The sequence below is a fragment of the Neolewinella aquimaris genome (assembly GCF_014197245.1).
Lineage (GTDB): Bacteria > Bacteroidota > Bacteroidia > Chitinophagales > Saprospiraceae > Neolewinella > Neolewinella aquimaris.
In genome coordinates this window covers 223,359-239,347 of record NZ_JACIFF010000004.1, presented here as the reverse complement: position 1 = coordinate 239,347, position 15,989 = coordinate 223,359, and the positions used below count along the sequence as shown (strand labels likewise).

The 15,989-nt window shown below is 59.2% G+C and carries 2 protein-coding genes; both read right to left on the bottom strand.

Annotation, left to right across the window (positions count from 1 at the left end):
* Positions 1 to 460: 460 nt before the first annotated feature.
* Complete coding sequence (locus GGR28_RS09555) at positions 461 to 3,253, bottom strand: putative Ig domain-containing protein (RefSeq protein ID WP_183495559.1); 2,793 nt, start codon at positions 3,251 to 3,253, stop codon at positions 461 to 463.
* 197 nt (positions 3,254 to 3,450) lie between these two features.
* Complete coding sequence (locus GGR28_RS09550) at positions 3,451 to 15,933, bottom strand: malectin domain-containing carbohydrate-binding protein (RefSeq protein ID WP_183495558.1); 12,483 nt, start codon at positions 15,931 to 15,933, stop codon at positions 3,451 to 3,453.
* Between the last annotated feature and the right edge of the window lie 56 nt (positions 15,934 to 15,989).

Sequence of the window (15,989 nt, the reverse complement as noted above, 5' to 3'; positions counted from 1 at the left end):
TAACCTGGTAAACCGCTTCCAAAGGTGGCCTAGGGCATTGAACTACAGGGTGTTGCGGGGCAACACGATGGAGTAGTAGAATGAAGAGAAATACCTTTGGTAAGACCGAAAAAGTAAACAGGGCTGGCCTAAATAGAACAGTAAATGATCGCCAGCCAATTCTTGTGCAACATACTAAACTCTAATCACGTATTCGGGAAAATAATACACACTGTAAGTTAGGTGGACGACACAACGTAGGGTGACGCCGGGTGCATTACGTGTAGTGTGCAATACACTATGCGGTCCGTATGAGCCGGTGGCGCTTTACGATCCGTCGGGGTACTAGTGTACATCTACTCTATCCCTTTAAGGGGTCAAATGTTACCCTAATTATAGCAATTAAAAAAATAATCGGGGCCACGCAAACTTGCGTGGCCCCGATTATTTTTTTGAATAATTGGAGATCAGTTTGCCCCCCTTACTGTTTTACGAAGGGCTTGACGGTATGCAGAGTTCCTTCGATTACCCGCAGGTGATAAAGTCCGGAAGGGAGATCAGCTACCTCGAGTCCAACTCCGAGAAGTTGTCCGTCCTTATCGTAGGAACGTTCGCGGATGCGTCGGCCGGTCATATCCGTTACAATTACCAGCACCCGACCCTCGTATTCGCTCTCCAGCGAAAGGTTGAGAAGGGCGGTAGTGGGGTTCGGAAACAAGTTCACCGTAGAAGGTGCGGATACAGCAGGCGATGCCTGTAGGCGGTCGGAAGTCTCAGAAGACGCTGTTGACTGAGCCACCACGGCATAGCTGCTACTGCTGCAGTTAGAGGCGGTACTGCCCATTCCCGTCGGTAAGACCTTGCTACGGGTAAGGTGTAGCTTATCGACCATGGTGCCGGGTTCCCGATTGGCAACGCGAATGGTGTGGCTGCCGGCCGATAAGTTAAAGGAAATGTCGTTGCCGTCGTTGTTGACCTTGCGCCACTGGAAGCCGGACGTAAGCAACTGGGCACCGCCGATCTCTTCCCAGAATTTCACCCAATTGCCATTGTCGATGCGAACCCAGAGGGAATTCCTGCCCGGATCGGGGGCATTGAGGCGCATAAACAGATGGTAGGTGCCACTCTGGCTGAGGTTAACGGTATAGGTCACCTGTTGGGCAGGTTCGTTGGAGGTGGGTTGGGCGATCCGTCGGTCGCCGGTGAAAACAACGTACTTGCCGCTCGAAGTTGCGGAGGAACTCAGGGTTTTCCACCCACTACCCGCACTGCCGCATTCGGCCTCCAGCCAGAAGCTCGTCGCATCTTCTACTGGATTGCAGTTGGTAGCCGAAGATCCCAAGCCGCTGGGTGTGGACCCATCTCCGGTCAGGTACACTTTGTCTAAACGTGTGCCGTCTTCGCGGAAGGCGAAGTCGATCGTGTTGGTCCCTTCCTTAAGTGCGAGGGCGTTACCGGGAAGTTGGTTCCAGACGAATCCTACCCCCTGTTCCATGCCTCCGAACCACTTGTACCAAGCTCCGGAGTTAACGCGTACCCAGAAGGAATCATCGTTGCCGGTTCGGGCATCGATCCGGGCAAACAGTCGGTAACTGCCCGCGGCCGCATCGGTGACGACGAACCGAACCCGGTTCGCTGCATCATCAGCCGGTGGAGCACTAAATGAATTGCCACTTTTTACGACCACGTAGCTGTTGCCGGAGGCCGATGAGGACGATTCCTTTGTCCACTTGGAACCTACCTGTGCGCACTCGGCTTCGAGCCAGTAGGCGTTCCCCGCAGCGGGGGGCGGCGGCGGTGGTGGTGGCGTGGTGGGCGTTCCGCCGATCGATAGGGAAAAAGTTGCGGTGGTGGTGAGGTTGTTGTCGCCCGTGGCGGTTACCTGGATGCTGTACTTTTGTCCACCCGCCGAACTGGGTGCTTTCACGGTCACTGTACCCCGGGTCTTGTCAATTGAAATCCAGGACGGCAATGCGCCGCCGCCGCTAATCCGTGCGGTGTAGCTCAACGTGTTGCCCGGGTACCCCTGGTTGAAGGAGCCGGCCACGGGATAAACCTTTGTTTCTCCCGGGGAGACCGTGAGGGCGGCAATGGATTTGGAAGTCGGTACCGCGAGGGGGCGTACGTTAGTGATGTAGGAGACATTGTCGTTCCAGTCGCAGTTGGCGCTTCCGGCTCCGCAACCCTGTTCGACGTAGTCCTGGATCATGATGTATTCGAAGGGAACGATTCGCCCGCTGCGGTCCTTTACCTTATAGACACGAACGGCTAGAATTTCCGATTTTTTGGTGTTGTCGTAGGTGCCGCCGGTAGTCCGGTGCCCGGCAACCAGAATCTGGAAGGGCTGATCGATGCGGTTGGTGTAATCACCCGCCTGCGCCGTCGAGGAGTTGGTCAGCTTGGGAAGCAGGGTCTGGTGATACTGGTCGCCGTGGTAATACTTCATCTCGGCAACGATGCGTGCGCTGGCCTCATCACGGAGTTCGGTCGGTGCGGTTCCCGGACCGTGAAAGGCTGCCAATTGCATCATGTGGACGGGCTTGTTCGGATTGGCCTGGACAAACAACTCGGACAGGATCAAGTCACCGTGTTTGCCCTCATTTACCGAACTGGCGCTGGGGTAATTGGAGCTCGGACGCACCTGGGGATTGCCGCTGTTGTCGAGTCCCATCTGAGTTTTGAAACCAAAGGCATCGAAAACCTGCTGCACGTTGATTTCGCTGCCCCCCTCCACGTGGGTCATGTAGGCCCCGCGAAAAGTAACCTTCGTGCTGGAGGAGTTATCGGCATTGCTCGACAGGACCAGCGACTCGGTGATGAGCCTGCGGGTTTCACCACCGGTGGTAAGGAACTCGACCGTCACATCGCGGTATGCCTTCGGAGCGATTTGGAGCCCGCTTGAGGGAATACTTACCCCAGTGATGCGGAAATTGGAAGTATTCGTTGTGGTAAGGCGGGTGATGACCAGGGTAGCGCCGCCGTCGTTGTGGATACGCATCGTGGCCTTGTTCCCGTACTTCAGTACCTGCCCCTTGCTGTTCTGTACCCGGTCGGAGCGGTGGAAGGTGAAGTAGTCGTTCGCCGGAAATCCCCGACTAGAGCCGGGCAGTTTGGTCATATTTTCAATGCGAACAACGGCACCGGCGGCTGATTCCGGGGCGGGTAGGGCGGTGGCGGGCAGCACCGTCGCCCATAAAAGTAGGACCAGCAGGCCGAACATCCCGTGCAAGGGAATACCAGCCAACGGTCGGGTCGGAGTAAAGTTGCTATGCATAAAAAAGCGTGTGTTTGTGGGGCCTAGCTACAAAGGAGGGCACCAAGTTATGCTTTTCTTATCAAGAAGAAAATATGGTGCACCACACCGCCTGGCTTTCCCGGGGTCCACGGCACCTGCGTACCCGCCAAAAAAATGGGGCCACCCCCTGCGGAGCAGCCCCATACGTGACACGGGAATAGTGTGTGGAGGTGCCACTACATTTTAACGAAAGGCTGCACGATCTGACGGTCGCCCTCAATTACCCGCAAGCGGTAGACGCCGCTGGGTAAATTCCCCACACCAATCTCGGCACGAAGCTCAACTGCCGATTTATCGAAGCGCAGGCGTTGTACCGTGCGGCCGGTCATATCGGTGAGGTACACTTCCACTCGGCCCTCGTACTCACTGCTGAGCTCGAGCGTAAGCTCGTCGACGGCGGGATTGGGATAGAGTTCGAGTGCGGTCGGCGCATCCGTACTGCCTCGCTTGCTGCTGGTCAGGAAGGGGTCGGGCCGCTGCAGTTCGTTAGACTGGAGAGCAGTTGGGCTACCGCAATTGCTAGCTGCCTCGCCGGTCCCAGTTGGAGGCGTGCCGCTGGTCGATAGGAACACCTTGTCGAGGGTAGTACCCGGTTCACGGTTGGCCACCGTGACGGTGTGGTTCCCGGGAGTGAAGTCGAACGAAACCGGTTGGGCATCGTCGTTTACTTTTCTCCACTCGAATCCGGTAGTCAACAGTTGCGACCCAGTATCCTCTTTCCAGAACTTGATCCAGGGGCCACCATCGATCTGTATCCACAGGGAATTTCGGCCACCATCCGGCGCACTTACGCGCAGGTAAAGGAAGTAAGTAGCGGCTTCCGCTACATCGAACGAGAAGGTTGCTTCCTGGGCCGGAACGGTGGCTGCCGGAACAGTATAGTTGGCACTGCCGATGAAGTTAATGTACTGGCCCTGGGATGCGGTGGTGGACTGCTCCACTCGCCATCCGCTACCTAAGCTCGCGCATTCCGCTTCGAAGGAGTAATTGACACTCACGCCATCAAAGTCGTCACAGGCATCGCCGATGCCGTCCCCGTCGCTATCGGTCGTATCCAAAGAATAAATGGAAGGACAGTTATCGGTCGCGTCGGTAACGTAATCCGCGGGCTGCTCGCAAGTCTGCACGCTATCGTTCGGATCGCCGAGGCCATCCCCATCGAAGTCTGCGTAGAAGGTGAACAGTTGCTGGTCGGGGTTGGGAACGGTGGGGCAATTGTCGAATGCGTCCGTCACGCCATCCCCGTCGGTGTCGAGTTCGGGATCGAACACTTCCAGGGTGAGCACGTCGGTCGCCGTGGCGCCCTCATCGTCGGTAACGGTGAGCGTTATGGAGTGCGTTCCTGCTCCGAAGGTCACCCGCGGGGTAGCTCCGGAAGCTTGTTCGCCTGCCCAGTTCCAATCGTAGGAAGTGATGCTTCCGTCGGAATCCGTTGATGCAGTGCCGTCCAAGTCTACCACCAGGGGAGCTTCCCCGCCGGTCGCCGAGCTGGACGCCCGCGCAACCGGGGGTAGATTAACGGTCACGCCGCAGTTCGCTGCCTCCGCACCCATTCCGGTGGGTGTAGCAGCGTCGAGGGTAAGGAACAACTTATCCAGCTTCGAGCCACCTTCGCGCCATGCGAAGTCCACTACGTTGATGCCCTGGGAGAGGGTAACCTTCACCCGCATCCTGTTCCAGTGGAAGGAGTTGTCGACCACGATTCCGCCGGACCATTTGTACCAGTCTCCACCGTTGACCCGGACCCAGTAGGAGTCGTTGTCGGGGTCCAGTGATGAGATTCGAGCGAAGAGGTCGTAGCTGCCGGCCTCGGCGTCGTCGAAGACAAACCGCAGGTGGTTCGCAGCTTCGTCCGCCGGTGGAACCGTCATCGAACGCTTACCGGGAGCGAAAGCAAATTCGCCGTTGGAGGCGTCCGCATCGGCCGTCACGGTCCATGCGCTGCCCACTTGGCTGCATTCGGCTTCGAGCCAGAAGGACCGCTTGGTGTACACGACGCCCTCACAGGCATCACCTACTCCATTGCCGTCGCTGTCGAGTTGGTCGGCATTGGCTTCGTACGGGCAGTTGTCGGTATTGTCCAGGACGTATCCCGCCGGCTGGGCACAGGACCGGATGCTACGGCCGGGATCACCGTACCCGTCACCGTCCTCGTCGCTGTAGTACCGGAGTCCGGCACCGATCTGGTCGTCGAGGGGGGCACAATCCTGCGCATCCGCCACACCGTCGTCGTCGTCATCGTCATCACAGAGATCTCCCAGTCCATCTCCGTCCGTATCGGTCAGGTCCTGACTATTCACTGTGGGGCAGTTGTCGTCGTCGTTCGTCACGTAACCTGCCGGTTGGGAGCAAGCCTCGATGACATCGTTCGGGTCCCCCAGTCCGTCTCCGTCCCGATCGGCGTAGTACACCGGTAGAGATTGTTCGGGATTGTACACCGTGGGACAGTTGTCCGCTGCGTCGGGTATTCCATCCTGGTCGGTATCGACATTGGCATCGAGCGCGCTTACGTTTACGGTCGAGGTGCCGGCACCGCCGCGATCGTCGATCGCGGTGAGGGTGACCACATAGGTGCCGGCGGGAAATACGACGCGGGGAGTAGGTCCGGTAGCGGAGCCGCCGGCCCAGGTCCAGGCGTAGGTGACCACGGAACCATCGGTGTCGTAGGAGGAGGTGCCGTTAAGTACTACACTCAGCGGTGCCGCGCCTTCCGTTTCGGATGCGGAAGCGACTGCGACGGGAAGCTGATTGACGCCAGCGCCGCAATTGGTGGCTGCTTCACCCAGACCGACGGGTGGTAGACCGGTAAGGTTCAGGTGTAGCTTATCCAGCTTGGCGGCTCCCTCACGCCAGGCGAAATCGATGCTGTTGACTCCGGCCAGTAACGGAACGGCAATCGGCATCTTGTTCCAGTTAAAGAGGTTGTCAACGGTGATGCCGCCCGACCACTTAAACCAGGCTCCACCATTGACTCTGACCCAGTAAGAATCGCTGTCGGGGTCCTTGGCGGAGATCCGGGCAAACAGGGTGTAGTTACCCGCCTGCGCCCGGTCGAAGGCAAAGCGAACGCGGTTGGCGGCAACGTCCGCGGGTATATTGACCAGATCCTTGTAATCCGGAGCATGCACGTACTGTGTACCGGAGGCGAGCGGATCGCTCCCCGTAGTCCAGACCGCACCTACCTGACCACACTCCGCTTCCAGCCAGAAAGACGTTTTAGCAACTATGGTCCCGTCACACGCGTCGCCCCGGCCGTTGTTATCGGCGTCGAGCTGGTCGGGATTATAGGTCGCCGGGCAGTTGTCCGTACCATTGGTCACGTAGCCTGCTGGTTGGGTACAGGATAGGATCACCTGGGTTAGATCGCCGAAGCCATCGCCATCGCTGTCTCCGTAGTAGAGTTGTGCCGCTCCGATTTGGTCGTCCAGGGGCGCGCAATCGTCGCCGTCGGCTACCGAATCGTTATCGTCGTCGGTATCGCAGGCATCACCGAGGCCGTCGCCGTCCGAATCGGTGAGGTTGCTGGATGCGAAGGTGGGACAATTATCTAGGTTGTTGTCAACGTACCCCGCCGGCGCTTCACAGGTGGTTACTGCGGTACTCGGGTCGCCGTAGCCATCACCGTCGGTGTCGGCATAGTAGGTTCGAAGGTTCTGGTCCGGATTGTAGACCGTCGGGCAATTGTCTAGACTGTCCTCCACGCCATCCTCATCGTTGTCGATGACGGTGCGGCCAACGGTGAGGTTGGATACGGTTGCATCCTGGCTGCCGCCGTTGTCGGTCACGGTAAGCGTGATGGCATACGTGCCCTCCGCAAAGGTCACCCGTGCACTCGGTCCGCTTGCCGAGCCGCCGTTCCAGCTCCAGGCGTAGTTGGCAATGCTGCCGTTGGTGTCGTAGGAAGCCGTGCCGTCCAGGTTAACGGACAGGGGAGCGGAGCCGGAAATCGGATCAACCGTAGCCACGGCAACGGGTACCGTATTCGGACCGGTCGAACCGGGGCTGAGGATCTCGATCGCCGAGATCTTCGGTTGATTGACTCCACCTACCGAGCTCGCCGCATTCAGATCCAGGTCGAAGCGCTCATTGGTATTGGTGATCCTGAACTCTTTCACCACGGCCGTTACCGCGCCGACGTCGGCAGTAATATCGTAGTCGTTGATGACTCGTCTGCCTTCCAGGGTTACGTCGAAGATGCGTTTGCCGCTTCCACCGGAACCGCCACCGGGGGCACCCCAGTAGATTTCGGCAAAGTGTAGCCGGACAATGTAGTCGCCGTTCTCGAGGGGAACGCGGTACCGAAGCCGGTATGGGTCACCCGCCGTGCGCTCCGACTTATAGATGGACGGAAGGTTCACGTTGTCGTTGGTGTAGGTCGTGCCCTCGCGGTAGTACTGGTCCGCCGAGAAGGTATGGCCCTGGAAAGTAGTGCTCGGACCGCCGGCGTTGATGCGGATTGCCACGGCACCGGAGGAACAAGCGGTCCCTTCGTCAATTGCGCCGTCGCAGTTGTTGTCGACGCCGTTGCAGGTTTCGGTGGCTCCCGGATGGGTGGCGGCATCACCGTCGTTACAGTCTTTGTCGTTGCTTACGTACCCGGCCCGGGGGCTACACAGCGGAATGGACACTCCGGCATCGCCGAAGCCGTCACCGTCCGCATCGCGGTAATACAGTTCACTTTCCGTGAGAATCACGGTCAGTTCCGAAGTTACTTCCGTACAACCGGCGTTGCCACCGACCGTATAGGTGTAGACTCCCGACAAAGCAGTAGTGAGGTCTAACATTCCCGCTACCGGCGCACCGTACATTGACCACCGACCTCCGGCCTGGGGGACTCCCCCGAAGGCGGACAGTCGTGCGAACAGATCGATGGTGCCGTCCAATCGACAGGCCGTGATGCTGCCGCCGTTACCGGCACTGGGCGGGGTAAGGTCTTCCGTAATGGTCACCGTTGTCGTAGCGCGGCAGCCGTCGGTACCCGTTGCCGTAAGGCTGTAGGTACCGGTTTTGGTTACTACCAGTTTGCGGGAGGTGGAGATCAGGCGGGTACCGTCGTACCAGGAGAAGCTGGGTGAGACGGCGGCGGAAACGGCCGTCAACTCCAGTGCGCCTACCGTACAGGTAAGGGTAGTGGAGGGGCTGCTGACGGTCAGGCTCGGTGCGTTACCGAAATCTTCCGTTACCGTTACGGTGCTGACGTTCGGGCAACTGCCGTACAGAATCCTTTCCGAGGTAAGGGTGTACGTTCCGGCCTGGGTCACTACCGGGTTCTTGGCCGTGGAGGTGAAGCCGTTGGGGCCCGTCCACTTGTAGATACCGGTGGCGGCATACCCGTTCAGCATGACGTTTCCTCCGTCGCAGAACAGGACCTTGGGCTGTCCGTCGGCGTTTGCGTCGACCGTACAATCGGACTGGCTGCCCGTGACGGAGAGGGTAAAGGTGCTGCTCACGGCTACTTCGTTGTAGTCGGTTGCCGTTACCCGGATCTGTAAGTTCTGGTTGGCCGCACTGTAGGGTGCGTTCATGGTGAACTCACCGGTGAGGTCGTTCAGTTCGATCCACGACGGTATATCCGAGCCATTGGTGAGTCGGGCGGTGTAGGTGAGTCGGTTGCCGGGGTATCCCTTGTCGAACGAACCGGCAATCGGGTAGTTGCGGGCAACCGCGGGGTCGATCGTGAGATTGGCGATCGAGGAGGCGGTCGGCTGATTGAGCGGACGTGCGTTGATGATGTAGGCCACGTTATCCTGCCAGTCACAGTTTCCGGAACCGGCGGCGCATCCATTCCCAATGTAATCCTGGAGCATGATGTACTCGTTCGGGATGACCTTACCGAAGCGATCAATCGCTTTGTACACACGAACGCCCAGAATCTGATCGGACAGGTTGCCGGAAGTGTTACCGCCCGTAGTACGGTAATAGGCCATTACGATCTGGAACGGAGACGAAATGCTGCTGGCGGCGTCCCCCGCGAGAACGGAAGAAGTATTCGACGCCTTCGGCAGAATGGTCTGGAAATTCAGCGTACCGTGGTCAAAGTTCATACCCGAAACAATCTGGTTGCTGCTGTTGCGCAGTTGAGTGGGCGCACCTCCAGGACCGTGGAAACCGGCCAGCTGAATCATCCTCACCGGCTGGGAGGCATCGGCCTGTACGAAGTATTTGGACAAGATCATGCTGCCCTCCGCACCCGAAGCTACCTGCTCGTCGCTGGGGTAGTCGGAGCTGGGATACACGACGTAGCGTCCTCCCTCACGACCCATTTCGGTTTTGAAGCCCAGCACCTCGAAGATCTGCTGGTTGGTCATCTCGTTGTTGCCCTCGATGTAGAGCATGTACGAGCCCCGGAAAGTAGCGGAAACACTCTGGGCGTTGTCCGCATTCGAGGCTAGTACGAGTTGCTCGGTCAGCAGTATGGTACGGTCGGGAAGATCACGCGAAATGAACTCCACGGTCGCATCGACGTAGGCACCCGGTGCGACGGTAAGCCCGCCGGCCGGCACCTCCAGGTCGGTGATCACGAAAACTTCCGTATTGGAAGTGGTCAGCTCGCTGATCAACAGCGGGGCGGTACCGTCGTTGTGGATTCTCACCACGTTGCGGTCGTGCACGTTCGGACGCGAGCCGTTAAACAGCTTGACCATGTTGTTGTAGTGGAAGGAGAAGAAGTCCTCCGCCGGAAAGCCGCGGTTAGTGCCGGGAACTTTCGTCATGTTCTCGATGCGTGCAATGGCACCGCTCGCGCGGACAACGGTGAGGCTCACTTCCTCCCTGGCAATGTTGCCTCGCCGGTCGGTGGCCTCCGCGGTCAATCGATAGTCGTAAGAGTCTACGCCATTCGGAAGGGTTAGCACTACCGGGGTTGCATAGTTGGTGAAAGTCCCCCCGTTTACGCTGTAGCGCAGCGAGGCAATGCCGCCACTGTTCGAGTTATCCTGAGCATTCAAGGTCACCGTTGCACTGCCCCGGTAACTGCCGTCGGCCTGCTGGTTTCCGCTGAGGTCCGCGACGATGGTCGGCAGGGTCTGGTCCCCGTCGATCCGTACCAGGCTGATGTAGATGATCTTGGAATTGCCGGTGGCGGTGGCACCTATGTCGTCCAGGGTCAGCTTGCCGTCGAGCACCTTTACGATGCCGGAACCGGTGCGCCGTACGTCGCTAGTGGAAGGCTTGAAATCCTCGATGAGCGTAACCCCTTCGGCGCGAATGGTATGCCGACTGTCGAAGTACTGGGGGTCTCCCGCCGCAATTTCCACACGGTAGCTTCCGTTGGGTACGGCGATCTCCCAGTCCCGGGGTGCCCGGGGGTTCAGGTCTACCTGGTCGAACATGCTGAACGAACGCAGGAGCTTGTCTTCGTCCGTACTGTTGGGGGTCACGCCACGACCGGCACCCCGCGCACTAATGAAGTTGTCCAGCGGGTCTCCGGTAGCGGGATCGATCCAGCCGAACGATCGGCCCCCCGTGCGAATACCGTACGCTGCGCCGACATCGGCTACGTAACCGGTAGGCGGATCGAAGGTGTTGTCCTGGAAGTTGATCTTGGCCGAGAAAAGAACGGATTCAGATACGGTGGCATTAACCCGCAGGAAGGCCGGCGCAAATCCGGGCGCGGAAGCCGTGACGGTAGCTGCGTATTCTCCATTCTCCAGGTTAAAGGCATTTACGGCAAATTCAAGCGGTTCGTCCGCCACGACGTTCTGGGGAAGTACCACCCACGGCTCGCTGCTGCTGAGCGTGATCTGGCTTCCGGCCAGGTCGGTACTGCCGCTGATGATGGTTCCGGCGGTGGTGGAAACTTGTCCGCGCGCTGCCTGAATGTCAATGCTGTTCGGTGCAAACGTCAGCACCTGCGCACCCGCCCCGGCAGGTTTTACGTTGGTTACGACGAAGACGTAGTCCTGGTAATCCCCGTTGGTAGCGTCCTCAAAACACACGAGGTAGCTGTTGTCCACGATGAACCCTTGTCGGTCGCGGACCGGATAGACGCGGGTACGGTGAGCCACGCCGGTATTAAGGGCGTCCTCCGTGTAGTTGAAGCGGTTAAACGACTTCGATTCCACGAAAAAGCCGAAAGTGGCACCCTGAGGGTCGAAGCTGGTCGTACCGGAAGCCAGGGCCGGAAAGAGGGTTTGGGCATTGGCCAGGCCGTTTGCCTGCACGCCCACCTCATTGGTGGTGATGGTCCCGTCCGTATTGGTGTACCAGCCGAACGGCAGCACTTCCGCGGGAGAGTAGCGGGCTACCGACGTGATGCCTACGCTACCCGTGCCGGCAGCCACGAACATGGGAGCAATCACCTCCTGTCCCTGGGGTGCAGCACTGGTGGTGTTTGACAGGGTGGTCCAGCCGACGTCGATGCCGATTCCGAGTGCGTCGACCACCTCCTGTAGGGGCGGTTCGCTGCTGCCCTCGTAACCCGTTTTCTTAAGTCCGTGCAGGCCCACCGCGAAGTTGCTCGCATCGGAGCCGGCACCCTCAAAACTCAGTGCGGCCTCCTGATGACCCAGGTTGGTCTGGTCGAGGTCGGGAGCGAACGTTACGGCATACTGTTGCGCGGACGCAGGTGCAAGGGTAAGTGGCGAAGGTCCAATGAAGGTGAACTGGTCGGCAAAGGCGCCGGTCAGGCTTACCGCATCGATGACCAGATCGGTGCGACCCTCGTTGGTGATGGTTACGGTTTTGGTTTGCGTCTGAGTTCCCTGGGTATTGACCGTGGTTTCGAAGATCAGTTCGCCGGGAGTAACGGATACCAACGGCGCTCCGGCGGGAGCGACATTGCGGACGATGACGACCAAATCCTGGTAATCGTATCCGGTTCCGAGCTCCTCGATCGCCAGAATATAGGCGTTGTCCTCTCCAGGTACCTCGTACGCCCTGACGTGGTGGGGCACCGCGCCGCTGAAGGTATTGAGGGCGTCCTCGCCGTAGACCTTGCGGTTGTCCAGGGCGGGCCACTCGGTGTAGAAGCCGAAGGTGAGCTGTCCGGGATTAAAGGTCGTCTCCCCGGTGATCTCCGGATTCAAAGTTTGTCCGTTGCCGGTGGTGGTGTTGGCAATGCGGAAAACCTCAGTATGCGATTGCGTGCTGCCGCTTTCGTGCCACCCAAAATTGACGATGGGGTTGGTGGTTTCCGGGCCGAAGACCGCGAGTACCTCGACGCTGACGGGGCCGCCGGTCGCCCGCTGGAACTGCTGGAGTTCCACTTCGTCACCGAGCAGGTCGTTGTACGTCCGGCCGGCACCCAATTCTATGGTACTGGTAGCGGCATTCTGATCGCCTACCGCGACGGCCAGTCCGTAGGTGTCGAAAATTTGTTGAAGCGAGGGCTCATTCGAACCTCCGGTACCGTTCTTCCCTAATCCGCGCAGCTGAATGGAGGTGGGCTCCGCGTTAGTGCCCGTGACGGTTAGCGTTGCTGCCTTGGCTCCGGCGCTGGTCGGGCTGAAGGTGACGGTTACCGAGGCGGTGCTGTTAACATCGAGCAGGGAGGTGAGTCCGCTGGCATTCAGGGTAAACTGGTCCGCATCGGGACCGGTAAGTGAGGCCGTAGCTCCTTCGAGTGCGGCATTGCCCGTATTGGCGACGAAGACAGTCGTCGACTCACCCGAGGGAGAACCTACGATCTCGTCCGCAATCACCTGATTGGGGTTCAGGGTCACGAATGGTCTAGGTACCGCCTGATTGCTGGGCTGCAACAGGATGATGGACTGGGTACCGAAATCCGACACGTACAGATTTCCCGTGGTGGGATCCTCGATAATATCCAGGGGATCGGTAAACCCGGTGAAGCCGGGAATGCCCGTCTTCGCCGTAAGGATATCTCCGTTCGGTCCGTCCGGTACCAATGCGATAATGTCACTCCCTCCACTATAGCGGCACACGAGGAGAGCACCCCGGAGATTGCCGTTCTCGGCGTTGCTGCGGTACTCGATCACGCCGTTGGGCGACTTGTTGAATTCAAAATCGAAGGCTGCGCCCCGGAAGTTTACGTCCGGAATAACCGTGCCGGGATAGTTCTCGACGTCGATCGGACCGCGGTTAAGCACGAATTCGCCCCGCAGTGGGTTGGGGTGTCCGTAATAGCCGATTCCAGAAGCGGGATTGACCCGAAAGAGCCAGTCGCGCTGGGTATTGTTTCCGTTGGCGGCGGGTACTACGGGGTAGTTTCCGGATGGATCTTCGTAATCATAGAAGCTGCCGTCGGGGCGGCGGGCGCCGTGCAGGGAGGGCGGTGCATTGCTGCCACCGGCGGTGCCGTTGGTGGGGATGTACAACTGTCCGTTGGAGTGCCAAACCAGGTCGTAGGCGTTACGCACACCGGTAGCGAAGAGCGTCAGGGGGGCATCCCGGTAATAGGGATTGTAGGTTCCGTCGTCCGGGAAGGTCTGATTGGCCTCCACGTAGGTGCCGGTACCGCTGCCCAGGGTGGGAGAATTGACGTCGGCGCTATTGATCGCCGCGGCGTTCATCGTCGTCTTGGCGTCGAGCGGCCAGGCACTTTCGGGCAGTTTGTTCAGGTCGAGGCGCAGGGTGGCCGCGGAGAGCAGGCGTTCCTTCCGGTTGCCCCAACTGTTGTCGGGGGCACCTCCCGCCGTATTGCTGCCCTGGTTGAAGTAGAGTACCTCGGGTTCGCCGGGGCGGAATACAATGCTGTTGGTCAGGTGATCGCGCCGCGAACGGGGCAAGTTGGTGACCACGAGGGCTTCACTGCCGAGGGCGGGACCACGGAGCTGACTGATCTTGTTGTCCCAGGCCGGCGCATTCGTCAGGCTGCTGCTGCTGTGGCTTACGAAGGCGACCAGGTTCTCCGCCGTAGCGCCGGGAGCAAAGGTGAAGCCGACGGCCGAACGCTCGCCGTAGATGTCGGTGAGGGTCGTGATGGTAAATTTATCGGAGAGGGTGCCGTCTTCGGCGATGGTCCAGCGGTCGATGGTGCCCCGGATCGTGAGGCCGTAAAAGAGGCCGTCGGGACCGATCGTCAGCGACGTGTACAGCGCGCTGGTCGCTACGTTACCGGCATTGGTGAAGGATACCGCGTCGAGGTCGCCGCCGCCGCCGGTGCTTCCGGCGCTGGTCGTAAAGGTAGATTCGAAGCGTTCAAAGGCTACCCCGGTAAGGTCGCGGACTCCATCCACCACGAATCGGTAAGTGGTGTTGGGTTCGAGAGGAAGCAAGGGCGTGAGGTTGATGGCGTCGCCGCCGCCGGTACCGTTGGCCGTAGTGGGAACCAGGTTTGCGCCCGGCAACTTGAAGAGCTGCACCGTCTGGTTGCCGATCGAATTGTTGTCGACGCCGAAGATGCCGTCCCGTCCGTTCGGCAGGGAAAGTTCATTGGCGGAAACCGAGGTGGTGGTCGGCACATTGAGGGCGCCGTTGCGGGGAGAGACCCCCGTGATCCGCGGCGTTCCACTTACTTCCGTCACCCGTAGTTCGATAAATAATTCTGCGCTGGTGTAGCCCTCGGAAATGGCAAAAATGCTGGTGCTGTAGTAGCCGGGAGCAAGCCCGTTCCGAATTCCAAAGGCCAGCTCCCCGACGCCGGGCACGGACGGAAAGACCAACCACTCGGACGCATCGGGATCGTCGGACAGGGTGATTGCCGGCCGGCTGCCGTCGCTGCTGCTCAGGGTTACGAACTGGTTTTCCACCGCTTCACCCGTCTGGGCATTCACCTGGATCGAGCCTGCGGAAAAACTCAGTACCGGAACCGGTTCTACGACGATGGCGATCGTTTCTTCGCTGGTGAGTTGACCGTCGGACACCGAGACGACGATGGAGCCGTACGATCCTGCTTCACCCACCGATGGATTGATGCGCAACGTAGCCGTACGGTCGCCGTTGTCCTGTAGGGAGGCAAAGGCAGGCAGGTTGTTGCTGATCGAGAAGGTCAGTTGGTCGCCTGCGTCCGCATCCGTAGCCCGAATGGTGAACGTGCCGGATCTTCCTTCCGTAACCCTCAGGTTGCCGATGGAGGCCAGTACGGGAGCGACGTTCGAAACCGGGGCCGTAACGATCTCTGAATAATCGGTACTCACCCTTACCTCACCCAGGTTTCCGCTGTAGGTGTTGTCGCTGTTGTTGTTTCGGTAGAGCGCGCCCAGGGCCGGCCGACCCAGCACGAATGCGTTGCCACAGGGGATCCAGGTGGTGGCCTGCGCCGTTCCCGCCGGCGACAGGGTCCAGCTGTAGGAAACCGTAAAACTACCGTTCCACACGGCCCGGATGACCACCTGCTCGTTCTTTCCCAGGGTTACCGGGAGTTGTCCGCCAGCGGGACTCAGGGTGTTTGATTGAGCGCGTATGCTGACACCGCCGCCTTCGCGTATGAGTTCCGGATAGACCCATTGCTGACCGGAATAGGAGGCGTCGATGCGTAGTCCGGAAAGAATACGACTGCTCCAGTCGGAGCTCACGGCATCCACGCGAAAGCTCGTCCCGTAGTAGTACGGTACGTTGGCATCCATGTTAATCGCGAATAGCTCGTTCGTCGACGCTTCCACAAAATAGCCACTCAGGGCCGGGAGCCCACTGGCCAGTACGCTTAACTCGCCGTCGGCGGACCGGAGCGGAGGGGAAGATTGGGCCGTAAGGGAGAGGGGCGATGACGCTAATAGTAGCGTCATCAGCATAGCAAATGCTGCGTAGAAAAATCTCATGTGTGTTGTTCAAGTGTCGTCCTGGCCAAACAGACCAGAAAAAAATAAAAAATTAG

Coding starts and splice junctions, on each gene's coding strand:
- GGR28_RS09555 (WP_183495559.1), bottom strand. CDS start 3,253: ATGCATAGCAACTTTACTCCGACCCGACCGTTGGCTGGTATTCCCTTG.
- GGR28_RS09550 (WP_183495558.1), bottom strand. CDS start 15,933: ATGAGATTTTTCTACGCAGCATTTGCTATGCTGATGACGCTACTATTA.